The organism is Halomonas sp. 3F2F (assembly GCF_014897805.1).
Lineage (GTDB): Bacteria > Pseudomonadota > Gammaproteobacteria > Pseudomonadales > Halomonadaceae > Vreelandella.
Genome location: NZ_JABUZE010000052.1, coordinates 35,935 through 60,712, shown reverse-complemented (window position 1 = coordinate 60,712; position 24,778 = coordinate 35,935). Strand labels below are relative to the sequence as shown.

18 protein-coding genes are annotated in these 24,778 nt (G+C 54.7%); 10 read left to right on the top strand and 8 right to left on the bottom strand.

Annotated elements, in window-relative coordinates:
* Positions 1–146: 146 nt before the first annotated feature.
* The 3 genes from dnaK (at position 147) to INT21_RS06395 (ending at position 4,452) form a co-directional block, all read left to right on the top strand.
* Positions 147–2,081, top strand: a complete 1,935-nt coding sequence (gene dnaK, locus INT21_RS06405; RefSeq protein WP_193060650.1) for a molecular chaperone DnaK — start codon at positions 147–149, stop codon at positions 2,079–2,081.
* 110 nt (positions 2,082–2,191) lie between these two features.
* The gene (gene dnaJ, locus INT21_RS06400; protein ID WP_193060649.1) at positions 2,192–3,346 is read left to right on the top strand and encodes a molecular chaperone DnaJ; all 1,155 of its coding nucleotides are present in this window, start codon (positions 2,192–2,194) and stop codon (positions 3,344–3,346) included.
* A 203-nt stretch (positions 3,347–3,549) separates the two neighbouring features.
* Complete coding sequence (locus INT21_RS06395; protein WP_193060648.1) at positions 3,550–4,452, top strand: DMT family transporter; 903 nt, start codon at positions 3,550–3,552, stop codon at positions 4,450–4,452.
* Here INT21_RS06395 and INT21_RS06390 read toward each other — a convergent pair.
* The 3 genes from INT21_RS06390 to INT21_RS06380 are packed head-to-tail and all read right to left on the bottom strand — an operon-like array spanning position 4,430 to position 7,360.
* Positions 4,430–5,179 carry an ABC transporter ATP-binding protein gene (locus INT21_RS06390; protein ID WP_193060647.1) on the bottom strand — a complete coding sequence of 250 codons (750 nt, stop codon included), beginning with the start codon at positions 5,177–5,179 and terminating at the stop codon, positions 4,430–4,432. The genes INT21_RS06395 and INT21_RS06390 overlap by 23 nt on opposite strands.
* Positions 5,173–6,243, bottom strand: a complete 1,071-nt coding sequence (locus INT21_RS06385) for a FecCD family ABC transporter permease (protein ID WP_193060646.1) — start codon at positions 6,241–6,243, stop codon at positions 5,173–5,175. The genes INT21_RS06390 and INT21_RS06385 overlap by 7 nt, the downstream gene beginning before the upstream one ends.
* Positions 6,233–7,360, bottom strand: coding sequence for an ABC transporter substrate-binding protein (locus INT21_RS06380; protein ID WP_193060645.1), 1,128 nt, complete (start codon positions 7,358–7,360; stop codon positions 6,233–6,235). The genes INT21_RS06385 and INT21_RS06380 overlap by 11 nt, the downstream gene beginning before the upstream one ends.
* A 272-nt stretch (positions 7,361–7,632) precedes the next feature.
* On the opposite strand from INT21_RS06380, the gene INT21_RS06375 reads away from it, so the two are divergent.
* Together INT21_RS06375 and dapB are read left to right on the top strand one after the other, a co-directional pair.
* A complete protein-coding gene (locus INT21_RS06375; RefSeq protein ID WP_193060644.1) occupies positions 7,633–7,914 on the top strand; it encodes a DUF2218 domain-containing protein in 282 nt (93 codons plus the stop codon).
* 139 nt (positions 7,915–8,053) lie between these two features.
* Entirely contained in the window at positions 8,054–8,860 is an 807-nt protein-coding gene (dapB, locus tag INT21_RS06370) for a 4-hydroxy-tetrahydrodipicolinate reductase (RefSeq protein WP_089039924.1), read from the top strand.
* 135 nt (positions 8,861–8,995) lie between these two features.
* Here dapB and guaD read toward each other — a convergent pair whose 3' ends face one another.
* From guaD to INT21_RS06350, 4 genes are all read right to left on the bottom strand, one after another.
* Positions 8,996–10,345: a guanine deaminase gene (gene guaD, locus INT21_RS06365; protein WP_193060643.1), complete on the bottom strand. Its 1,350-nt coding sequence runs from the start codon at positions 10,343–10,345 to the stop codon at positions 8,996–8,998.
* 35 nt (positions 10,346–10,380) lie between these two features.
* Positions 10,381–12,792, bottom strand: coding sequence for a xanthine dehydrogenase molybdopterin binding subunit (gene xdhB / locus INT21_RS06360; protein ID WP_193060642.1), 2,412 nt, complete (start codon positions 12,790–12,792; stop codon positions 10,381–10,383).
* A complete protein-coding gene (gene xdhA, locus INT21_RS06355) occupies positions 12,776–14,260 on the bottom strand; it encodes a xanthine dehydrogenase small subunit (protein WP_193060641.1) in 1,485 nt (494 codons plus the stop codon). Before xdhA ends, xdhB begins: the two co-directional genes overlap by 17 nt.
* Before the next feature lie 106 nt (positions 14,261–14,366).
* Complete coding sequence (locus INT21_RS06350) at positions 14,367–15,725, bottom strand: NCS2 family permease (RefSeq protein WP_083000706.1); 1,359 nt, start codon at positions 15,723–15,725, stop codon at positions 14,367–14,369.
* Between the two features lie 575 nt (positions 15,726–16,300).
* Here INT21_RS06350 and carA point away from each other — a divergent pair.
* The 3 genes from carA (at position 16,301) to greA (ending at position 21,222) form a co-directional block, all read left to right on the top strand.
* Positions 16,301–17,446, top strand: a complete 1,146-nt coding sequence (gene carA, locus INT21_RS06345) for a glutamine-hydrolyzing carbamoyl-phosphate synthase small subunit (RefSeq protein WP_193060672.1) — start codon at positions 16,301–16,303, stop codon at positions 17,444–17,446.
* A 72-nt stretch (positions 17,447–17,518) separates the two neighbouring features.
* Positions 17,519–20,749, top strand: a complete 3,231-nt coding sequence (carB, locus tag INT21_RS06340; protein WP_193060640.1) for a carbamoyl-phosphate synthase large subunit — start codon at positions 17,519–17,521, stop codon at positions 20,747–20,749.
* On the top strand, positions 20,746–21,222 hold the full coding sequence (greA, locus tag INT21_RS06335; protein WP_009723748.1) for a transcription elongation factor GreA: 477 nt from the start codon (positions 20,746–20,748) through the stop codon (positions 21,220–21,222). The genes carB and greA overlap by 4 nt, the downstream gene beginning before the upstream one ends.
* 132 nt (positions 21,223–21,354) lie before the next feature.
* On the opposite strand, the gene yhbY is transcribed toward greA, so the two are convergent.
* Positions 21,355–21,681, bottom strand: a complete 327-nt coding sequence (yhbY, locus tag INT21_RS06330) for a ribosome assembly RNA-binding protein YhbY (protein ID WP_089039920.1) — start codon at positions 21,679–21,681, stop codon at positions 21,355–21,357.
* 114 nt (positions 21,682–21,795) lie between these two features.
* Between yhbY and rlmE the strand changes: the two genes are divergently transcribed.
* Both rlmE and ftsH read left to right on the top strand, forming a co-directional pair.
* Positions 21,796–22,443 carry a 23S rRNA (uridine(2552)-2'-O)-methyltransferase RlmE gene (gene rlmE, locus INT21_RS06325; RefSeq protein WP_083000710.1) on the top strand — a complete coding sequence of 216 codons (648 nt, stop codon included), beginning with the start codon at positions 21,796–21,798 and terminating at the stop codon, positions 22,441–22,443.
* A 244-nt stretch (positions 22,444–22,687) separates the two neighbouring features.
* A complete protein-coding gene (ftsH, locus tag INT21_RS06320) occupies positions 22,688–24,685 on the top strand; it encodes an ATP-dependent zinc metalloprotease FtsH (protein ID WP_089039919.1) in 1,998 nt (665 codons plus the stop codon).
* Positions 24,686–24,778: the final 93 nt, after the last annotated feature.

Sequence of the window (24,778 nt, the reverse complement as noted above, 5' to 3'; positions counted from 1 at the left end):
AAAAGCCCCTTGAAATGCTGCAAGCGGCCCCCAAATAAAGGGCAACCCGCGGGAAAACCCGCAAACGCTTTAAATTTCAAAAAGCAGATTTTTGACATCAGCTTTCAAACATCAGTTTTGTAACAACCGAATTCGAGGTTTTTGCTATGGGACGCATTATTGGTATCGACCTGGGCACCACCAACTCTTGTGTGGCAGTGCTCGATGGTGACAGCGCTAAAGTCATTGAAAATGCCGAAGGCGGCCGCACTACGCCTTCCATTATTGCTTACACCGACGATGGTGAGACGCTGGTAGGCCAGGCGGCAAAACGTCAGGCCGTCACCAACCCTGAGAACACCCTTTACGCGATCAAGCGCCTGATTGGCCGTCGCTTCAAAGATGATGTCGTACAAAAAGACATCAAAATGGTGCCTTACAAAATCGCCGAAGCCGACAACGGTGATGCCTGGGTTGAAGTAAAAGGCAAAAAAATGGCGCCGCCGCAGGTAAGTGCGGAAGTGCTGAAGAAAATGAAGAAAACCGCCGAAGACTACCTCGGCGAAGCGGTAACTGAAGCGGTCATCACCGTACCGGCGTACTTTAACGACAGCCAGCGCCAGGCCACGAAAGATGCGGGCCGCATCGCCGGTCTTGATGTTAAACGCATCATTAACGAGCCGACCGCTGCTGCATTGGCCTACGGGATGGACAAATCCCGTGGTGATAAAACCATCGCGGTATATGACCTGGGTGGCGGTACTTTCGATATCTCTATTATCGAAGTGGCCGACGTTGACGGCGAAACTCAGTTTGAAGTGTTAGCCACCAACGGCGACACCTTCCTGGGCGGCGAAGACTTCGACTTGGCGCTGATCAACTACTTAGTTGACCAGTTCAAAGCGGACAGCGGTATGGATCTGTCTGGCGACAACCTCGCGATGCAGCGCCTGAAAGAAGCGGCTGAGAAGGCTAAAATTGAGCTTTCCAGTGCCCAGCAGACAGACGTTAACTTGCCGTACATCACCGCTGACAACACTGGCCCGAAACACCTTAACGTGAAGGTGACGCGTGCCAAGCTGGAGTCGTTGGTTGAAGATCTGGTACAGCGTTCGCTCGACCCGTGCAAAATGGCGCTGAAAGATGCTGGTTTGTCTGCATCTGAAATCGACGAAGTGATTCTGGTCGGTGGCCAGACGCGTATGCCGATGGTGCAGAAGAAAGCCGCTGATTTCTTCGGTAAAGAAGCGCGTAAAGACGTCAACCCAGATGAAGCGGTTGCTGTTGGTGCGGCGATTCAGGGCGGTGTTCTTGGCGGCGACGTAAAAGACGTACTGCTGCTCGACGTTACCCCGCTGACCCTGGGTATTGAAACCCTGGGTGGCGTAATGACGCCGCTGATCGACAAAAACACCACCATCCCCACGAAGAAGACGCAAACCTTCTCCACGGCGGATGACAACCAAACGGCAGTGACGATTCACGTCGTTCAGGGTGAGCGTAAGCAGGTCTCGCAGAATAAGTCGCTGGGTCGTTTTGATCTTGCCGACATTCCGCCAGCACCGCGTGGTGTGCCGCAGATTGAAGTGGCCTTCGACCTGGATGCCAACGGCATTCTAAACGTATCGGCCAAAGATAAGGCGACCAATAAAGAGCAGTCTATCGTCATTAAAGCGTCCAGCGGTCTCACGGATGAAGAGATCGAGCAAATGGTACGCGATGCGGAAGCTCACGCGGACGAAGACAAAAAGTTCGAAGCGCTGGTGCAGCTGCGTAACCAAGCAGATGGCATGATTCACGCCACTCGCAAAACCGTGCAGGAAGCCGGCGATAAAGCGACCGATGACGAGAAACAAGCCATCGAGACCGCGATCAGCGAGCTGGAAGAAGCAGTGAAGACTGACGATCAGGACAACATCCAGCAGAAGCTGGACGCGCTGGCCGAAGTGTCTGGTCAATTGGCGCAGAAAATGTACGCCGAGCAGGCGGAAGCTGCTCAGCAGGCGGACGGCGAAAGTGCTGAAAATGCCAGCACCAAGCCAGAGGATGACGTGGTTGACGCTGAGTACGAAGAAGTCAATGACGACAAAAAGAAACAGTAAATCACCTCTATCTGCTAAGGAATGCGGTAGCGCGGGAGACAACTCCCGCGTTGCTGTTTCCGAAGCAGACGCCTAATTAAGTGCGTAGCTAACCAGGAGGCGTAGGACCCATGTCCAAACGCGATTATTACGAAGTCCTGGGTGTCGAAAAAGGGGCTGATCAGAAAGAGATCAAAAAGGCCTACCGCCGCTTGGCGCAAAAATTCCACCCTGATCGAAACCCGGACGATAACACTGCAGCGGAAAAATTCCGTGAGGTGTCAGAAGCGTACGAAGTCTTAAGCGATGGCGAAAAGCGCGCGGCGTATGACCAGTTTGGTCACGCCGGTGTTGACGGCCAGGGCGGCGGCTTTGGCGGTGGTGGGTTCGGTGGTGGTGGCGCTGGCGACTTCAGCGACATCTTCGGTGATGTGTTTGGCGATATCTTTGGTGGCGGTGGTGGCCGTCGTCGTGGACCTAATGCCCCCGCGCGTGGCAGTGATCTGCGCTACAACTTAGAGCTGGATCTGGAAAACGCCGTTTCCGGCACAACCGTTGATATCCGCGTGCCACGCCATATCGAATGTGACCGCTGCGATGGTGAAGGTGCTGAGCCTGGCTCTAGCAAAGAAACCTGTCCCACGTGCCACGGCCACGGCCAAGTGCGTATGCAGCAAGGCTTCTTCGCGGTTCAGCAAACCTGCCCGACCTGTCACGGTAGTGGCCAGCACATTAAAGTGCCGTGCCACAAATGTAACGGTGAAGGCCGCGTACGGGAAACGCGCACACTGTCGGTGAAGATTCCGCCGGGAGTGGATACAGGTGATCGCATTCGCCTGAATGGTGAGGGTGAAAGTGGTGTTAACGGTGGCCCGCCCGGTGACCTGTATGTTCAGGTATCGATCAAGCCACACCACATCTTCCAGCGCGATGGCAAACACCTGCAGTGTGACGTGCCAATTAACTTTGTTGACGCTGCATTGGGTGGGGAGCTGGAAGTGCCCACGCTAGATGGCCGTGTGAAGCTGAAGATTCCACCGGAAACTCAAACCGGTAAGCTCTTCAGACTGCGCGGTAAAGGCGTGAAGCCGGTACGCGGCGGCGCACCTGGCGACCTGCTTTGCAAAGTGGTGCTGGAGACGCCGGTCAATCTCAATGACGAGCAGAAAGACCTGCTTCGTCAGTTGCAAGAGAGCTTTGACGGCAGCAATAGCCACAGCCATTCGCCGAAGAAAACTGGTTTCTTCGACAGTGTGAAGAAGTTTTTTGAAGAGATGAAGCCGTAACGGCGATTCACTTCACAGCACATCAGCGCCCCGGCACTTTCAAGTGTTGGGGCGTTTTTTTGTTAACTAGTTATTGCTAATTCATTGTGTTGCATAGTGTAAAATAGTGGGTCTGATGGGCTTATCGCTTAATCGCTAACCGATACCCTTTTAAAGCGTGGATTATTTGCACATAACTTATTAGCACATAAGGACGAGGGCAAATGCTAGCGGATGAAGAGTCTCGCCCTGGGTTGGGCATTGGGCTGCGAGTGCTTTCTGGCGTGCTGTTCACCGGCATGTTGGTGTGTATTAAAGCGGTGAGTGACGAGGTTCCGGTAGGGCAGTCGGTTTTTTTCCGCTCGCTATTTGCGCTGTTGCCGATTGTTGTGTTTTTGATGCTACGTCGCGAGTTTCCGCAGGGATTGGCGACGCGCCGTCCACTGGGGCACGCGTTGCGCTCGGGCCTTGGGGCAGCGGCAATGTTCGCATCGTTCGCGGCGGTGGCCTTGTTACCTGTCGCGGAAACTACGTTGTTAGCCCAGCTGACGCCCGTGTTTATGGCATTGGGTGGTGTCTTGCTGCTGGGGGAGCGCTTCTCGCTTTATCGGGCGGGCGCTATTGCGTTGGCGTTAGCTGGGGTGGCGGTGCTGGTACTGCCAGGGCTTGAGGCCAGTCGCGAGCAAGGGCAGCTGGCTGGCTATGCACTAGGCGCGCTGAGCGCGCTGTTAACCGCTGGAGCGCTGCTAACCGTACGGCGCATTTCACGTACCGAAACAGCCGGTTCCATTGCCTTCTACTTTATTCTGGTCTCTGCGCTAGCGGGGTTGGCAACACTGCCCTTGGGCTGGGCACCGCTTAAGGGTGACGTGGTGTGGTTGTTAGTGCTGTCTGGCTTGTTTGGCGGTTCGGCTCATATTGCGATGACGCTGGCGCTACGTTACGCCGAAGCGTCACGCCTAGCGCCTTTTGAATATATTGCGTTGGTGTGGCCTGTGTTAGCAGATTGGATGCTGTTTGGCCTGCCGGTTTCTAGCGGCTTTTTGCTGGCATTGCCGTTGCTACTTAGCGGGGTCGGGCTGGCCACACTAGAAGGCCGCCGGATTAAACGGCTTCTTCGACAATAAGCTGAGGGCGGCCCTTTGAGCATGGCTCAATACGCGCCGTCACTTTGTAAACTTGGCGCAGTAACTCAGGTGAGATTACCTCCTCGGTTGAACCGCAGGCGATTAAACGGCCGTTCTCTAACACCATGGCTGCATCAGTGAAGCGCAACGCATGCCCGAGGTCGTGAAGGGCAACCAGAATAAGCATGTTGCGCTCATCGGCAAGGCGCCGCAGTACGCTTAGCAGGTTGATTTGGCGGTTAAGGTCAAGCGCTGAGGTAGGCTCATCCAGCATTAAAATTTCAGGCTCTTGAACCAGCGCCTGGGCGGCACTCACCAATTGGCGCTGTCCGCCGCTCAGATCACCGATATCGCGTTCGCCAAGTGCGCTGATATTGAGCTCTTCAAGCGCTCGGTCGACCTGGGTAAGGTCTTCAGGCTGCACTTTTAGGCTGCGCCCTTGCATACGTGCCAGTAGCACTGATTCGTACACCGTTAGCACTGCTTTTGCCCCCGTATCTTGAGGCATATACGCCACTGGGCGTTCGGCACTGGTGCCACTGACAATCACCTCACCGTCCCCTTTTAGCAGGCCTAAAATACGGCGAAACAGGGTTGATTTACCTGCTGCGTTAGGGCCAAGCAGGGCGACAACCTGGCCGCCCTGAAAGCGCGGCGTTGTAATGTCCTGAATAATAGGACGGCGCCCGTAGCGAGCAGAAACGTGGTTAAGTTGTAGGGTTACCATGATGCCTTCTTATGGTTGAGTACCAAAAATAGGAAGAAGGGAATGCCCACGAGTGATGTGATAATGCCAATGGGAATAATGGTGCCTGGGATAATGATTTTGGAAATCACTGAGCCAACCGAAAGAATAAGCGCGCCGCATAAAGCAGAGCCGGGCAGGAAGAAGCGCTGATCCTCACCCAGCAGAATGCGCGCAATATGTGGCCCTACTAGGCCGATAAAACCAATAGTGCCGACAAAAGCGACGGCAATCGCTGCAAGCAGCGACACCAGCACTAAAACTTCTAAGCGTAGTGTGCGTGGGTTGACACCCATGCTTTCGGCCTTGGTATCCCCTAGGCGCATAGCGGTTAGTGCCCAGCCGTGGCGCGCCAGTAACGGCATAACGGCTGCCAGTACACCGAGTGCAATCCAAAACTTTGGCCAGGTTGCCTTGGTGAGACTGCCCATGGTCCAGAAGACAACAGCGGCGACAGCCTGTTGGCTGGCAAAAAACTGAATCAATGCCATTAATGAGTTAAAAATAAACACCATCGCAATGCCTAGCAGTACGATCGTTTCCACGGTGACGCCGCGCTTAAGGCTGAGTGCGTGAATTAAAAAAGCGGTCACCATTGCCATCAGGAACGCATTGATGGGGACAACATACTCAATGGCCGCAGGAATGATCGCAACGCCAAAAGCCAAGCCCAGGGCAGCGCCAAAGCTAGCGCCGGCCGAAATGCCTAACGTAAACGGGCTGGCTAGCGGGTTGCTTAGGATCGTTTGCATCTGAGCCCCGGCCACCGAGAGGCTGGCACCGACCACTAACGCCATCAGCGCCACGGGCATGCGAATTTCCCACAAAATGACACGTGCCTGCTGGCTAACAGACTCCGGGGTAAACAAAGCAGCAACGACTTCGCCAAGACTGTAGCGTGCAGGGCCGAGTGCAAGGTCAATACACAGGCTTAAGAACAGTGCTATGACCAGCGCCGCCAAGATCATTTGGCGACGAAATACCTGGGTGCGATAGAAGGCGCGCCCGTGGGACACGCTATTCATAGCAGTGCTGTCAGTCGCCATTTAAAGATATCCAATAACCGGGTGCATAATCGATAGGCAGAAAGCGATCGTGCAGCTCGCGCATTGTCGCTTCAGGGTCGAGATCGTCAAACAGTTCGGGGTGCAGCCATTTCGCCAATTGCTGAACAGCAACAAAATAGTAAGGACTGTTATAGAACTGATGCCAAATGGCGTGGAAATTTCCAGTGTCGACCGCTTCAATACCGGTCATGGCGGTGCGCTCGGTGAGTGCTTCGAGTTTCGCGCGAGCATGATCCATGTTTGCGCCTGGTCCTACTCCTACCCAAGCGCCTCCGGGAACGTAAGCATCCCAATTGCCGCCCGTGACAACGACGTGCTCGGGGTTAGCGGCAATAATTTGTTCAGGATTCAAATTGCCGAAGCTGTTAGGAATAATGCCTTCGGCAATGTTGTTGCCGCCAGCCAGGGTGACATACTCGCCAAAGTTACCAGGGCCAAAGCTCATGCAGCATTCATCTGAATACCCGCCTGCCCGGTCAATAAATACGCTCGGGCGCTCTGGGTTGGCGTCCTCAATAACATCAGTAACCCGCGCCATCTGCTCTTCAGCAAAGGCGATGAATTCCTCGGCAGCGGCTTCATCTCCCATCAGCTGGCCAATAATCCGCATCGAGGGAATGGTATGTGCGATGGGGTCTTCACGGAAATCCACATAGACAATAGGGATATCCAGCTCGGCTAACTTATCGTCATAGGCGGCGTCTTCAGTGGCCGCTTTCGCCTCAATATTCATCAGTATGACGTCAGGGTTAAGTGCCGCAGCTTGCTCAACATCAAAGGTGCCATCTTTGAAGCCACCAAAGGTGGGGATTGCCTCAATGTCGGGGAAACGTTCCAGATAGCGGGCGTAATTGTCGGGATCCGCCTGAGAAAAGTCTTCCCGCCAGCCAACCACATGGGTAAAAGGCGTTTCTGGTTCCAGCAGGCCAAGCAGATAAATTTGCCTTCCTTCGCCCAAGACAACCCGCTCGGCAGGCGCGTCTAAGGAGACTTGACGGCCTGCAACATCGGTGACGGTGATGCTATCAGCATTGGCAGCGGTGAACGTTAAGGCGGTTAGTGCGCTAAGTAGCGTCCTGAAAGCGTGGGAAGACATAACTATATTGATCACCAGTTGGTAAGTGAAACTAACCGAGGGTCGCCAGCGCGACTATTGAGAGGTAATGCCAAGAGGAAATTGATTATGCGTGTAATTCGTATTCACTGAGCTGGGCATTATTACGAAAACAGGCTTGTTTGTCGAGGTACGCTGCTAAGGAGGTGTCGTTGGAACGTGTTGTTGCAAGGCTTTATCATTCGCCGCTTGGCGCTTTTCGCTGTGGGCATTACGCTAGTAGGAGTTCACTCGCTATCTTTGGAGAAAACACCATGCCTTTATCCCGTGCCGAAATCGTAACGCCTTCTGGTGAGCGCTTGATAAACCGCTTATGCAAGCACTGGGCACATAAGCTTGAGATTGAGCAGAATGAGCAGGAAGCCAAAATCACATTTGCCAATGGCACCTGCCTGATGCATGTCGAGGCAGATCGCTTGATTGTGTCCCTCGAAACCTTGGAAGAGGAGCATCTGGATCAGTTGGAGGGGGTGGTGGAAAGCCATCTCATGCGCATGGCAAAAGACGAGCCGCTGGAAATTGTTTGGGAGAACTAACCCGTTCGAGGCAGCGTGCGCGCTGCCTTAAGCAAGCACCGCATCATTAACAGGGGTCTGTTATAATTTCGGCCACTTTTTTATCCTTGTTTTTCTTATACCAAGCTGGGTGCCGAACGGCGCACGCGCAGGAGTTCTCATGACCCGAATTGCCATTGTAGGCGTCGCTGGCCGTATGGGCCGCACGTTAGTAAATGCGGTAGAGCAGCAGGCAGATGCCTCACTTGCAGGCGGTATCGTTGAGCCAGGTAGTTCCTTGGCGGGGGCGGACATTGGTGAGCTGGCAGGTGTTGGTAAGCGCGGTGTGGTGGCCGTTGATTCTCTCGCTGCGATTGTGGACGACTTCGATGTTCTGATCGATTTCACTGCGCCGCAAGTCACCTTGGCAAATTTGGCATTCTGTGCTGAGCACGACAAACGCATTGTGATTGGCACCACCGGCATGAGCGATGACGAGCTGGCCGAACTGGATAGCTACCGCGATAAGGTTGCTATGGTGTTTGCGCCGAATATGAGTGTCGGCGTTAACCTGACCCTCAAGTTGCTTGAGACCGCTGCAAAAGCTCTCGGTGACGAAGGCTACGATATTGAAGTTATTGAAGCGCACCATCGTCATAAAGTGGATGCGCCTTCTGGCACGGCGATTAAGATGGGAGAAGTGGTCGCGGAGAGCATCGGCCGCACGTTAAAAGAGCACGGTGTTTATGAGCGGGTAGGTCAGTGCGGTCCGCGCACCGACAAAGAGATCGGTTTTGCCACCGTGCGCGCTGGCGACATTGTTGGCGAGCACACGGTGATGTTTGCCACTGAAGGCGAGCGTATCGAAATTACTCATAAAGCCTCCAGCCGTATGACCTTTGCTAAAGGCGCGGTTCGCGCTGCTCGCTGGGTCGCTGATAAAGCACATGGTCGTTACGATATGCAGGATGTATTAGGTTTAGAGTAATGTTTTAGTACAACAGGGCGCGTTTCGGTATGCACTCTGTTGGCTGCTGAACATGACTGTTTGGATGGCCTCCGAACCTGCTGGCAGGGTGAGGGGGCTTTGTTGCTTCTGGCCCCCTCCTGATTGCTTTTCTGCTTAATTTTGACGCCGGTGCTGTAGGCGTCCTCCGGCCCAGGTTTCGAAGATAGCGCGGTCGTCGCCTAGCATCATTAGAGTGAATAACTCCTCTGCCAAACTTTCGCATCGTGCCATACGGCGTGCCATTAGCGGTGAGGCGGACAGGTCGATAACGACGAAGTCGGCATCCATGCCTGGTGCGAAACGGCCGATACGGTCATCTAGCGATAGGGATACGGCATTGCCTCTGGTCAGGGCATGGAAACCTGACCAGGCCGTCAGTGGCTGGCCGAGCAGTTGCCCTACTTGATAGCCCGCCTTGAGAGTCGCCAACCCGGAAAGATCGGTGCCAGCGCCAATATCGCTGGCCAGGGTGAGATTTAACCCATTTTCATGAGCGGCGTGGCGGTCGAACAAGCCGCTACCAAGGAAGAGGTTAGAGCTGGGGCAAAAAGCGATATTGGCACTGCGATCAGCAAGCCGCTTGCGCATACCATTGTCCAGGTGAATGCCATGGGCAAAGGTGCTGCGTGGTCCAACCAAACCAGACTGCTCGTAAACCTCAAGATAGTCACGGCTTTCTGGAAACAGCTCGGCTACCCAGTCCAGCTCGCCGAGGTTTTCCGATAAGTGAGTCTGTAGCCAGAGGCTTTCATCGTTGCGCAGCAGGCCGCCAGCGGCATCAAGCTGGGTGCGCGTGGAAGTGGGAGCAAAGCGCGGCGTAACGCTATAGCCAAGGCGATCGGTGCCATGCCAGTCGCTGATTAAGCGCTCGGTATCACGAATGCCGCCGAGGGTCTTATCAGTCAGTGCTTCAGGGGCGTGGCGATCCATGAGTACCTTGCCCGCAAGCATACATAGGCCGCGGCGTTGGGCAGCACTGAAGAAGGCATCTACCGAATTGGGATGGCTTGAGCAGAACACTTGGGCGGTGGTGGTCCCGACTCGCATCAGCTCTTTGAGAAAAGCGTCGGCCATGTTGTCGGCATGCGCGCGCTGGGCGAAACGGCACTCTTCAGGAAAGGTGTAGTCATTCAACCAGTCCAGCAGTTGGCGGCCATAAGAGGCCATGATATCGAGCTGAACATAGTGGACATGACTGTCAATAAAGCCTGGCATGACCAGCTTGTCACGCTGGTCGATGACGCTGATATCGGCGGGTAACTGAGGGGCCAGAGTGCGATAGTCGCCGACGCCCTGAATGCGACCGTCGGCCCACCATAGAGCACCGTCTTGGTGGTAGACAACGCTACCCTCTCGGGGCGTGTCACCATCGCCGGGGTCGGCATCGAAACTCAAGACCCGTGCACGTATTAACCAGGCTTGCCCCTGCTCTTGTTTCAGGCATGGTCCTTGCTCTTCATTCATAATGTTGCTCCTGAAGATAGTTAGAGAGGGAAGGCTTAATGGCCATTGCTGTGCCGTTTGTCAGCGTCAGGGGCAAGTTTGGCGCGTGCGGCTTCGGCTGCCGCCATGACTCGCTCCGGTGTGGCTGGGGTGTCCAGAGGTATCGCCTGAGTGTATCCGTTTAGGCTGGCCAAGCCGTCACGCAGAGCCGCCCATACCGACATACCAAGCATGAAAGGGGGTTCACCCACGGCCTTGGAACGATAGATGCTGGCCATGGAGTTGGGGTGGCCTTCCATTAAGGAGGTATTGAAAGTGGCGGGTAGGTCGCCGTAAGTGGGAATCTTGTAGGTCGCGGGGCCATTGGAAATCAGTTGGCCTTTATTATTCCATTTCAGCTCTTCACTGGTTAACCAGCCCATCCCCTGAATAAAACCACCTTCGACCTGGCCGATATCGATAGCCGGATTCAGTGAGTCACCCACGTCGTGGAGAATATCGACACGATCTACTAGGTACTCGCCGCTCAAGGTATCGATTGAAACTTCGGCCACCGCCGCACCAAAGGCATAGTAGTAAAAAGGGCGTCCATTGCCGGTGGCGCGGTCATAATGGATCAATGGGGTAGCGTAAAAGCCTTTTTCCGAAAGTGAGATGCGCGATAGATAAGCGGCTTGAACCAGCTCTCCCCAAGCGATGCGGCGTTCACTTTCGCCAAAGCCGGCTATTAAATAACCCTCTTTGATGTGGATGGTTTCTCGATCGAGATGGTAGTGCTCGGCGGCAAAGTCATAAAGTCGTGTTTTTAGTTTGAGTGCCGCATCGCGCGCCGCCTGGCCATTGAGATCGGCACCGCTGGAGGCGGCGGTGGGAGAGGTGTTGGGCACCTTGTCGGTACGCGTGGCGGTGATGCGCACGCTATCAAGATCCAATCCCAGCTCACGCGCAACTACTTGGCAAATCTTGGTGTGCAGCCCCTGACCCATCTCGGTGCCGCCATGGTTGATCATGACGCTGCCGTCGGTATAGACGTGAAGAAGCGCGCCCGCTTGGTTGAGGTGCTGGGCGGTGAAGGAAATGCCGAATTTTACCGGGGTCAACGCTAAGCCTTTACGAATGACGGGGCTCTTGGCGTTGAACTCTCGGATCGCTCGGCGCCGCTGCCAGTAGTCGCTAGAGGTTTCGAGTTGCTCAACCAGCTCATGCAGTAGAACGGTCTGATCTACCGTCTGGCCGTAATGCGTCGTGTTGCGGCCGTCGCGGTAAAAGTTGCGCTTGCGTATCGTCAGCGGATCTTCGCCCAGACGGCGAGCGATATCCTCCATTGCCGCCTCAATAACCATCATACCTTGGGGGCCGCCGAAGCCGCGGAAAGCTGTGTTAGAGGCCGTATGGGTGCGCGCTCGATATCCTGTAACGCGGACGTCACCCAGCGAATAGGCGTTATCCGAGTGGAACATGGCGCGATCAACAATGGCGTCGGAAAGGTCGGGTGAATAGCCACAGTCGCCGATTACATTGATATCGCCACCCAGAATCACGCCCTGAGCATCGACGCCAAGACGGTAGTCGTTATGAAAAGGGTGGCGCTTTCCGGTGACGCGCATGTCATCGACCCGCGGTAAGCGGAAGCGGCAGCTGCGCCCGGTTCGTCTAGCGATTAGGGCGGCTAGGCAAGCCCAGGGAGAAGCCTGTGTTTCCTTGCCGCCGAATCCGCCCCCCATGCGGCGAGTCTCGACGGTAACGGCATGGAAGGGAATGCCGAGCACCTCGGCAACCAGTTTCTGCGTCTCGCTAGGATGCTGGTTGGAGGTATGAATCATAACGCCTTCGTCTTCGCTGGGATGAGCGACGCAGGCTTGCCCTTCCAAGTAGAAGTGTTCCTGGCCACCGACAAACTGTTTGCCAGCAACGACAATGGCAGCGTCGGCAAAGGCTTTTTCCCAGTCTCCACTGATCTGTTGATGAGTAGGGCGTACCAGATCGCCCGCGTTGGCGGCAGCAACGGGGTCGAGGCTTGCAGGGCGCTCCTCGATCTCGATAATTGCCTTTTCGACTGCTTGACGAGCCGCACGGTGGCTGTCGGCCGCCACGGCAAATAGCACCTGGCCCGCGTAGAGCACTTCGCCGTCGGCCATGATGGGATCCCCTGGGAAAACGGGGCCAATATCGGTATGGCCTGGCACGTCTGCCACGCTAATAACATCGACCACACCAGGAGCAGACCTTACCGCTTCCAGATCCATGCGGGTAATGCGCCCGTGGGCGACAGATGACAGGCCTGCGGCTAGGTGGAGGGCATTGGCCGGAAGGGCTAGGTCATCAATATAAGCCGCGCGCCCGGTGACATGCTTGATGGCACTCTCGTGATTGGCCGAGGTGCCAGAAAAAAAACGGCCGGTATGTTGTGCTGGCTGAAATGCTTTCTGCTCAGGCTGTGGTGCTGGCAGATCAGTGAGCGTACGCATGGAGCATCACCTCCTGAGTGTGTGGTTGGGCGTGGGTAGACGATTCGATGACCAGACGCAGGCGTTCAAGTAGCGCGCTCGCTGAGCGCGTGCGGTAGTCGGCACTGCCACGAACATCGCTCATCGGTGAAAAGTCATTCGCGAGTGCTTGGCGTGCAGCCTCAAAGACGCTTGGTGAGGGGGGATTTCCTTCGAGAGCCGCTTCGGCCCCACGGGCTCGGGCAGGTATGCCGGCCATGCCACCGAAGGCCAGGCGTACATCGCGTAGACACCCATCCTCCAGATGCCAGGCAAAGGCACTCAGCACGGCAGAAATATCATCTTCGCGCCGCTTCGAGAGTTTCCATACTTTCAACTGATGGCCTGCTTGTGGGGCCGGGATGAAAACCGCGCTTAACACCTCATTGTCAGCCAAGTCGGTTTTTTTGTAGTCGATGAAGAAGTTGCTGGCGGCAATCTCGCGGGAGCCGTTAGGGCCTGCAAGACGAAGCTGTGCATCAAGAGCCAGCAGCACCGGCGGGGTATCGCCGATGGGGGATGCATTAGCAACGTTGCCGCCCAAGGTGCCGCGGTTGCGTACTTGTGCCGAGCCTAGGCGGTGTAGAAGATGGGCAAAGGTTGGATATTCACTCTCGAGTAGGGGCTCCAGGCGTGCATAGGTGACGGCTGCTCCGATCCACCAGCCGGGACGCCCGCTCGCATCCTGACCTTGTTCAATTTGCTGAAGCTCACTTACGCGGGTGGTGTCGATAAGCCGTGGTAAGTCCTTCAGTTGTTGGGTGACTTCAAGCCAAAGGTCAGTGGCACCCGCAACCAAGCGTGCTTCTGGATGGGCTGCGCGTAGGCGCACTAGGTCATTCAGCTGGCGAGGCTGATGGAAACGGCTGCTGGTTTCGTCCAGGTTGGCCACGTGCTGATTATCTTGCGCATCATTCAGTGTTGCATCTAACCATTCAGGGCGATGACCATCGATACTGTTCATTGCTAATGCCGCATCACGAATGGGGCGATAGCCAGTGCAGCGACACAGGTTGCCGCCAAGTGCGGCTTCAAGGCGCTCAGGGCTAAAGGGAGTGGCGAGCGGGTTAGTGTGCTGTTCTTCGTGCAGTGTGAACAATGACATCACAATGCCCGGCGTGCAGAAGCCGCATTGGCTACCATGGCATTCGACCATGGCTGCCTGGGCGGGATGCAGGTATTGCTGGTCGTCAGCGAGACCTTCGACGGTGACTAAGTGGCGGCCTTGGAGCTGATGAGCGGGCATGATGCAGGCGTTGGCGCTGTGGTAGCGTAGCTCGCCATTGGCATCGGGTGCCCCGATGGCTACCGTGCAAGCGCCGCAATCACCAGACGCGCAACCTTCCTTGGTGCCGGTCAGGTGTAGTTGTTCTCTTAGCAGTTCCAGAACGCTAAGGTGAACATCCGCTGTAACGCGATGCGGTTGCCCATTGAGGTGAAATGTAATCATAGTTCTACCCGTTATGTTGTTATTGGTTGCTTAATTGCTGTCCGATCGGTCAGGTGGTGCGTGAGAAACGGGGTATTTCTTGATGACTCAGCATGAGAAGAGTCGTCTATTGTGCTGTCAGTAGCATCACCACCGCTAACAGGGCGGAGACCCACATCGCAGGCTTAATCTCATCCAGCTTGCCGGTGGCCAGCCGGATGAGTACAAAGCTGATAAAACCAAAGGCGATACCCAGGGTGATGGAGTACGTCAGCGGCATTAAAATGATGGCTAGAAATGCGGGGAAGGCTTCCTCGAGACGGCTCCAGTCAATCTTTCCAATCGGTGCCATCATGAACAGCCCCACCAAGACAAGAGCTGGGGCTGTCGCGATGCTGGGAACTAGGGACAGCAACGGTGAGAGAAACAAGAAAGGCAGGAACAATACGCCAATAACGACGGCCGTGAGTCCTGTGCGGCCGCCCTGGGCAACGCCAGCACCGGATTCGATAAAGGTTTGTGCCGCGCTGGTGCCGAGAGGGGCCGCGATCATCGATGCGAAAGCATCCACCGTCATGGAACGCTTAAGGTTGCGTGGATTGCCGTTGGCATCCTTGAGATCCGCTGACTCGGATAGCGCCATAAAGCAAGACAGTGAGTCGAAGAAGTTAGTAAACAGCATCACGAAAATGAACGGCAGGTAAGCCACCTTGAGGGCGCCTAGAATATCGACCTTCATTACCGCCGAGAAATCCGGCCATGCGGCTAGGCCTTGCCAAGCCACCAATACGTCGTCACTCCACAGCCGCCCCATAGGGATTGCCAACAGAGTGGTTAGGGCGATGCCTAAGATCAGAGCGCCATTGAAGCCGCGAATGACCAGTATCGCGGTAGCCATTAGGCCAATAAAGAAGGTTATTAGGCTTGCGTTTAAATCGCCCAGGCTAATCAGGGTCGCTGGGTTGGCTACGATGAACCCGGCATTCTTGAGCCCAATAAAGGTGATGAATAGGCCTATCCCACAGGTGATGGCATAGCGCAATGAGGCTGGAATGGCCTCGATGATGGCTTCGCGAACGTTAAACAGCGCCAAAATAGCGAACAGTACTCCTGACCAGAATACGCAGCCTAGAGCAACTTCCCACGATAACCCTGCGCCAAGCACCAGGGTGTAGGTGAAAAGCGCATTCATGCCCATTCCAGGAGCAACTAAAATTGGATTGCGGGCATACAAGCCCATGGCCAAGCTACTAAAAAAGCTGATGACCACGGTGGCGGAGAGTGCTGCAGAAAAGGGAATACCCGCATCAGATAAGATGGCTGGGTTGACCACGATGATATACATCCCGGCTAGAAACGTCGCGATGCCTGCAAGCACTTCGGTCTTCACCGAGGAGCCGCGGCGGCTGACATTGAAGTAATTATCCAGGGTGCTCGTTGCTTGCACGGGAGGAGAGCCGGAATACGGCGTAGGGCTTTGTGGCATGACGATATTCTCTTTGTATTTGTTGGGTGAGCTATCGAAAAAAACGTGTTTGACCATTTGGTCAACTCGGACAAGCGTAGACAAAAAAACATCAAGAAGGCAACCAAATATATTAATTACGTACACAAAAAATTTTGGGGCGACTTCCATCCTCCTCATTTATCAATGACCTGAAGGTCGTGGCATATTGATTGCAGGGGTAAAATGGAGCATATAAAGTTGCTGGTAGTTTTAGGGCTAGCCTAAGGTCGATAAATCCTGTAACATTCCAAAAATTTTGGCCCAGTGGCTGCAAAAAGCAGCAAAATATCTGCAGCGAACGAATCGCTGTAGGGTAAGCACCGCGCTTGTTGCACTGGCCTCAGGTTAGAGAAAACAGTCAGCTAAATGCTGCGCCATGGCCATTCGCCACGGAAGAGAACAACAAGCGGGATGAAACCGATTTTTTTACTATCGGCTTCGTCCCGCTTTTTTACGACCCGACGTTTGCACGCAAACGCCGACAAACCGGATCGCCGAGCCTGCGCCCACAGGCTCCCACCAGCATGGGAGAACTTGTCTTGAATAACCCCGCATTGAGCAAACCCGCGATATTGGCCCTGGAAGATGGCAGTGTGTTTCATGGCATTGCCATTGGCGCGGATGGCGTCACAAGCGGTGAGGTGGTGTTCAATACAGCCATGACCGGCTACCAGGAAATCCTCACTGACCCTTCTTACACCCGCCAAATCGTCACGCTGACCTATCCTCATATCGGCAATACCGGCATTAATTCGGAAGATGTGGAATCTGCATCGATTGCCACAGCGGGCCTGGTGATTCGTGATTTACCCCTGCTGGCCAGCAGTTTCCGTTCAGAGCAAAGCCTCTCTGACTATCTAAAAAGCCAAAATGTGCTGGGCATTGCGGATATCGATACTCGCCGTTTAACGCGCATTCTGCGTGATAAAGGCGCGCAAAACGGTGCGATTCTGGCGGGTGCAGAAGCAGAGGGCGATGATGCGGTAGAGCGGGCGCTGGCGGCAGCGAAGGCATTTCCCGGGTTGAAGGGCATGGATCTGGCCAAGGAAGTCTCGTGCAAAGAGGCTTACGAATGGACCCAAGGCGAGTGGACGCTGGGCGAGGGCTATGCTGATGCTTCCCAAGGTGAGCGTCCTTACCACGTGGTGGCGTATGACTTCGGGGTGAAATTTAACATCCTACGTATGCTGGCCGAGCGCGGCTGCCGGTTGACGGTCGTACCGGCACAAACGCCTGCGGCTGACGTGTTGGCGATGAATCCGGATGGGATCTTTTTGGCTAACGGCCCCGGTGACCCCGAGCCCTGTGATTACGCCATCAAGGCAATTCAGGATGTATTGGAAACCAATACGCCGGTATTTGGCATTTGCCTTGGTCACCAGTTGCTGGCGCTGGCCTCGGGTGCCAAAACCATCAAGATGGGCCACGGCCACCACGGTGCTAACCATCCGGTGCAGGATTTAGACACCGGCACGGTAATGATTACCAGCCAAAACCACGGCTTTGCTGCCGATGAAGCGACCCTTCCAGCCAACGTGCGTGCCACGCACCGTTCGCTGTTCGATGGCACGCTGCAAGGGATCGAGCGCACTGACCGCCCGGCGTTTAGCTTCCAAGGTCACCCGGAAGCTAGCCCTGGCCCGCGTGATGTGGCGCCGCTGTTTGATCGCTTTATTACCATGATGCAGGCGCGTCGCTAACGCTGCCCTTGATCGCCGCCATGTAACGCCGTTTTTTTGTCGCTCATCGTCACCTATTTTGCGGGAACCGTTATGCCTAAGCGTACCGATATCAACAGCATTCTTATCATTGGCGCTGGCCCGATTGTCATCGGCCAGGCCTGCGAATTTGACTACTCTGGCGCCCAGGCGTGTAAAGCGCTGCGTGAAGAGGGGTTCCGGGTTATTTTGGTTAACTCCAACCCGGCCACCATCATGACCGACCCGGCCATGGCCGATGCCACCTACATCGAGCCGATTACCTGGCAAGCGGTTGAAAAAATTATTGAGGCCGAGCGCCCGGACGCGATTCTACCCACGATGGGTGGTCAGACAGCGCTCAACTGCGCGCTTGACCTGGAAAAGCATGGCGTACTGGAAAAGTACAGCGTCGAGATGATTGGTGCCAATGCCGATGCGATTAACATGGCTGAAGATCGCGATCTGTTCGATCAAGCCATGAAGCGCATTGGTTTGGAGTGCCCGAAAGCCAAGGTGGCGCACACCATGGATGAGGCCTGGGAAATTCAGGCTGAATTAGGCTTTCCGACCATTATTCGTCCTTCTTACACCATGGGCGGCTCCGGCGGCGGCGTGGCGTATAACAAAGAAGAGTTCGAAGAGATCTGTACCCGCGGTTTCGAGCTTTCCAATAACCACGAGCTGCTGATCGACGAATCGCTGCTGGGGTGGAAAGAGTACGAGATGGAAGTGGTGCGGGATAAGAATGACAACTGCATCATTGTCTGTGCGATTGAAAACTTCGATCCGATGGGTGTTCACACCGGTGACTCGATTACCGTCGCGCCAGCGCAAACGCTGACCGACAAAGAGTATCAGATCATGCGTGATGCCAGCCTCGCGGTACTGCGCGAGATTGGTGTGGAAACCGGCGGCTCCAACGTACAGTTTGGTATGGACCCGAAAACCGGCCGCCTGGTGGTTATCGAGATGAACCCGCGGGTATCGCGCTCGTCGGCGCTGGCATCTAAGGCTACTGGTTTCCCGATTGCCAAAATCGCCGCGAAACTGGCGGTGGGTTACACCTTGGATGAGCTGCAAAACGATATTACCGGTGGCCGCACGCCCGCGTCGTTTGAGCCATCAATCGACTATGTCGTCACTAAGATTCCGCGCTTTACCTTCGAGAAATTCCCTCAGGCAAACGACCGCCTGACCACCCAGATGAAGTCGGTGGGCGAGGTGATGGCGATTGGCCGTACGTTCCAAGAGTCGCTGCAGAAAGCGCTGCGCGGCCTGGAAACCGGTAACGATGGTCTTGATCCGATCATCACCGATTTCACGCCAGACAATATGGCGATCATTCAGGGCGAGCTGCAGGCCGCCGGTGCCGAGCGTATTTTCTATGTGGCTGACGCCATGCGCTCTGGAATGAGTGTTGATGAGGTATTTGCGCTCACCAATATCGACCCTTGGTTCCTGGTGCAGTTGGAAGACCTGGTGTTGACTGAAAATGCCGTCGCCAAGCGCGCTCTGGCCGATTTCTCTGCTCGCGAGCTTTACCAGCTTAAGCGCAAAGGCTTTGGTGACGCGCGTTTGGCCAAGCTGCTGGGCGTGTCTGAAAAAGAGTTCCGCAAAACGCGCCAAGCAGCGGGCATTCGTCCGGTTTATAAACGTGTCGATACCTGTGCGGCGGAATTTGCCTCAGACACCGCTTACATGTACTCCACCTATGAAGAGGAGTGCGAAGCGGACGTCTCTGATCGTCAGAAAATTATGGTATTGGGTGGTGGCCCGAACCGTATCGGTCAAGGTATCGAGTTCGATTACTGCTGTGTTCATGCCGCCTTTGCCATGCGCGATGATGGCTATGAAACCATCATGGTCAACTGCAACCCGGAAACCGTTTCTACCGACTACGACACCTCTGATCGTCTCTACTTCGAGCCGGTGACGCTGGAAGATGTGTTGGAAATTGCCGACAAAGAGAAGCCGGTTGGCGTGATTGTGCAGTTCGGTGGCCAAACGCCGCTGAAGCTTGCCCGTGAACTAGAGGCAGCAGGCGTGCCGATTATCGGTACCACGCCGGACGCCATTGACCGCGCTGAAGACCGCGAGCGCTTCCAGGTAATGATCGACAAGCTAGGCTTGAAGCAGCCGCCCAACGCCACTGCCCGTAGCTTTGAAGAGGCGTTTTCCAAGGCAGAGGCCATTGGCTACCCGCTGGTGGTGCGCCCTAGCTACGTGCTGGGTGGTCGGGCAATGGAGATCGTTTATGACGCCTCCGAGCTTGAAAACTACATGACCAATGCGGTGAAGGTGTCTAACGACTCTCCCGTTTTGCTTGACCACTTCTTGAGTGCCGCGATCGAAATTGATATCGACGCTGTGTCGGACGGTCAGCAGGTGGTGATCGGCGGCATTATGCAGCACGTTGAGCAAGCTGGCGTTCACTCTGGTGATTCCGCCTGTGCGTTGCCGCCTTACTCGCTGCCTGCCGATGTGCAGGATGAAATGCGCGAGCAGGTCAAGAAAATGGCCGTTGAGTTGGGCGTTAAAGGTCTGATGAACGTGCAGCTGGCGTGGCAGGGTGGCGAAATTTATGTCATCGAGGTTAATCCTCGTGCGTCGCGTACCGTACCGTTTGTGTCTAAGTGTATCGGCACTTCGTTGGCGCAAATTGCGGCGCGCTGCATGGCGGGTAATACACTGGCCGAGCAGGGCTTTGAGCGCGAAATTATCCCGCACTTCTATAGCGTGAAAGAGGCGGTCTTCCCGTTCAACAAGTTCCAGGGTGTTGACCCGATTCTGTCGCCCGAGATGAAGTCGACGGGTGAAGTAATGGGCTCTGGCGAGACCTTTGCAGAAGCGTTCTTTAAAGCGCAGTTGGGCGCTGGCGAAGCCATTCCAGCATTGGATGGTGACCGTAAAGCGTTCCTTTCGGTACGCGAGCCCGACAAGCAAGGGATTATCGAAGTGGCGCGTTCTCTGCTAACATTGGGCTTCACACTATGTGCAACGCGCGGTACAGCGGCAGCACTTGAAGCTGCTGGACTGGAAGTGGAGCACGTCAATAAAGTCTACGAAGGCCGTCCCCATATTGTCGATCTGTTGAAGAACGACGAAATCGCCTACATCGTGAACACGACTGAAGGTCGTCAGGCTATTAACGACTCTTCAATTATTCGCCGTACTGCTCTCGCGCGCAAGGTGCCCTATGCGACCACCTTGGCGGGCGCTAATGCTGTTTGCATGGCGCTTGAGTACGGTAGGGAGATTACGGTGCGGCGCCTTCAGGATCTGCATGCAGGAGCAAGTCAATGAACAAGGTCCCGATGACGGTAGCGGGAGAAAAAAGTCTTCGCGAAGAGCTTAATCACTTGAAGGGCGAAGCCCGCCCTCAAGTTATTGCTGCTATTGCTGAAGCGCGTGAACATGGCGATCTCAAGGAGAACGCCGAGTACCACGCCGCTCGCGAGCAGCAAGGATTTATTGAAGGCCGTATCCAGGAAATTGAAAGCAAGCTTTCAGGTGCGCAGGTCATCGACGTTACTAAGCTGCCCAAAACCGGCAAGGTGATCTTTGGGGTTACCGTGTCGTTGCTGAATCTGGATAGCGACGCCAGCGTTACCTACCGCATTGTTGGTGAAGACGAAGCCAATATTAAAGAGGGGCGCATTTCTGTGACCTCACCTATCGCCCGAGCAATGATTGGCAAAGAAGAAGGCGATGTGGTGGTGGTAAAAACACCTGGTGGCGATGTTGAGTACGAAATTGAGAGTGTTGAACATCTCTGATTTACCGCGGTGACGCGGGGCGGGCGTCTTGATGGCGCCTGCAGTCCAGGCACACTAAAAGGCCCGTGACGGTGACGTCGCGGGCCTTTTAGTATCATGCGTTCATGCGTTGTTTAACGAGTCACGTGTGGGTTAATGCCGTCCGTGGTGGTTTTCAAAACGCGTGATGTTGGAAAGCTTGGGGTTTACCTTTGGGTTGTGGCGATAGAGCAGCGCCATTTTGCCAATGGTTTGTACTAGCTCGGCGTTACTGTCGGCGACTAGCTCATTGAGCGCCGCGACGCGGTCTTCCCGCTCGGGAATAGCGAGCTTCACTTTGATGAGCTCGTGATCGTTGAGCGCGCGGCTGAGTTCTGCGAGCAAATTTTCGGAGACGCCGTTCTCAGAAACGGTGACCACTGGATTAAGGTGATGGCCAATGCTACGAAATGCTTTCTTTTGTGCCTGTGACAAGCTCATGGTATCTTGCGGTATCCCGGTTAGCGCTTAACGCTCCATCTTACGGTGAAATGCCGTTAAGTGAAAGCAATCGCGTGAATGCGCCCATCTCTTATTCCAGTGTTAGATTCCCACATGCAGCAAAAGCCCCCAAGCCGTAAACATTCAGTGAGCAAGACCAGCAACAACTGGAAGAAAGAACATTTCGACGATCAGTATGTGAAACAACGCTGGCAAGATGGCTATCGCTCCCGTGCAAGCTATAAACTGCTTGAGCTTGATGAAAAGGATAAGCTGTTTCGCCCAGGCATGACGGTAATTGATCTAGGCGCTGCCCCAGGGGGGTGGAGTCAAATTGCCGCAGAAAAGGTGGGGCCTGACGGTGTCGTGATAGCGTCAGACATATTAGAGATGGATGCCCTCGCCGGCGTTGACTTTATCCAGGGCGATTTTACTGAAGAGAGCGTGCTTAACGCGATTCTTGAACGTTTAGGAAATCGTCAGGTAGACCTTGTGATGTCCGATATGGCCCCCAATATGAGTGGTATGGCGGCTATTGATCAGCCACAGGCAATGTACCTTGTTGAACTCGCTTTGGAACTTGCGCGAGAAACGCTACCGCCTGGCGGGCGTTTTCTGGCTAAGGTATTTCAAGGCGAAGGATTTGATACCTATTTGAAAGAGCTCCGAAGTAGCTTTGATCGTGTTGTGACTCGCAAGCCGGATGCTTCGAGGGCGCGCTCGCGGGAAGTCTATTTTTTAGCGGAAGGATTTCGAGGCTAGCGAGACGTGGCCCTGTACTCGTCAGTGAGTGCGAGCGTGTAGATACTGGCGGGTAATAGCAAAGATTTATCACCACGATTGCCAGACAGGCAGGCGTAAATTGTGTCACATTATGCACATTGGACGAGCGTGACACAGATGGCCCAAAGCAAAATGTGCTTTGGCAATGGTTGAACGTTAAGCTCTAGTGTAAGGTCTGAGTATTGACGGTTAACTGACGGATTCTTGTAATGAGGGTAGCCCCTTGAACGATATGGCGAAGAACCTGATTCTGTGGTTGGTCATCGCGGCCGTTCTACTGACAGTGTTCAACAATTTCAGTACGGAAAGCGCACCGCAAACCACCAACTACTCTCAGTTTGTGCAGCAGGTGCAAAATCAGCAGGTACGTAGTGTCACGATTGATGGCTATACCATCATTGGTGAGCGTACGGACGGTTCTCAGTTCCAGACCATCCGCCCGTCGGCGGAAGATCCTAAGCTGATGGATGATCTGCTAAGCAATAACGTGACCGTTGTCGGTAAAGAGCCGGAACAACAAAGCATCTGGACGCGCTTGCTGATTGCGAGCTTCCCGATTCTGCTTATTCTGGCCATCTTTATGTTCTTTATGCGCCAAATGCAAGGTGGAGCCGGTGGCGGTAAAGGCGGTCCCATGAGCTTTGGTAAGTCGAAAGCCAAACTGCTTTCCCAAGATCAGATCAAGACCACATTTGCCGATGTTGCAGGCTGCGACGAGGCGAAAGAAGAAGTTGAAGAGCTTGTAGACTTCTTGCGTGATCCTACTAAATTCCAGCGTTTGGGTGGCACAATCCCGCGCGGTGTATTGATGGTAGGTCCGCCAGGAACAGGTAAAACGCTGCTGGCCAAGTCCATTGCGGGCGAAGCCAAAGTACCGTTTTTCTCTATCTCTGGTTCAGACTTTGTTGAAATGTTTGTGGGCGTTGGTGCTTCACGCGTTCGTGACATGTTTGAGCAAGCCAAGAAACAAGCGCCTTGCATTATCTTTATTGATGAAATCGATGCGGTTGGCCGTTCACGCGGTGCTGGCATGGGTGGCGGCAATGATGAGCGTGAGCAGACACTCAACCAGTTACTGGTAGAGATGGATGGCTTCGAAGCTAATGAAGGGGTCATCGTCATTGCGGCCACTAACCGCCCTGACGTGCTTGATCCTGCGCTGCTGCGTCCGGGGCGTTTCGACCGTCAAGTAACGGTTGGGCTGCCGGATATTCGTGGCCGTGAACACATTCTGGGCGTTCACCTGCGTAAAGTGCCGCTGGCGGATGATGTTAAGCCGCAGCTGATTGCGCGCGGTACGCCAGGCTTCTCTGGTGCGGATCTTGCGAACTTGGTCAACGAGGCAGCGCTGTTTGCCGCCCGTCGTAACAAGCGCTTGGTTGCCATGGAAGAGCTGGAGCTTGCTAAAGACAAGATCATGATGGGCGCTGAGCGCAAATCGATGGTTATGACCGATAAAGAGAAGCTCAACACGGCGTATCACGAATCAGGTCATGCCATTATTGGCCTTGTTGCGCCGGAGCATGATCCTGTTTACAAAGTGACGATCATCCCGCGTGGCCGTGCGCTAGGCGTCACCATGTTCTTGCCGGAAGAAGATCGTTACAGCCTGTCTCGCCAGCAAATTCTCAGTCAGATTTGCTCGCTGTTTGGTGGGCGTATTGCCGAAGAGATGACGCTGGGTGCTAACGGTGTGACAACGGGTGCTTCAAACGATATCAAGCGCGCCACCGAGCTGGCCCATAACATGGTCGCTAAATGGGGGCTATCGAATGAGATGGGCCCGATCATGTACGACGAGGATGAGTCCCACCAGTTCCTTGGTGGCCCTGGTCAGGGTGGCGGTAAGCTAAAATCTGGCGAAACGACGTCTCGTCTCGATAAAGAAGTGCGCAAGATTATCGACGAGTGTTACGAGCAGGCACGCCAGATTCTGGAAGATAATCGCGACAAGCTAGATGCGATGGCCGAAGCGCTGATGAAGTACGAAACCATCGATGCTGATCAGCTGAAAGATATTATGGAGGGGCGCGATCCGCGTCCGCCAGAAGGCTGGAACGATGGTGATTCATCTGGCGGCGGCACGCGTGTTGGTGACGAGAAGGCGGAGGAAAAGGCTGACGGTACGCCTTCTGATGCATCTGGCGACGATGGCGAAGAGGATGATGACCAGCCACGCCGTCGTCCTTCTGACCCGTTAGGCGGTCCCGCAGGTCCTTAACGTGTGCGAGTGTTAGAGATGTTAGCAAAGGCGCCCCATAACGGGGCGCCTTTTTGTTATGCTGTGAAGCCATTGCAAACACGTTTTTTCTTT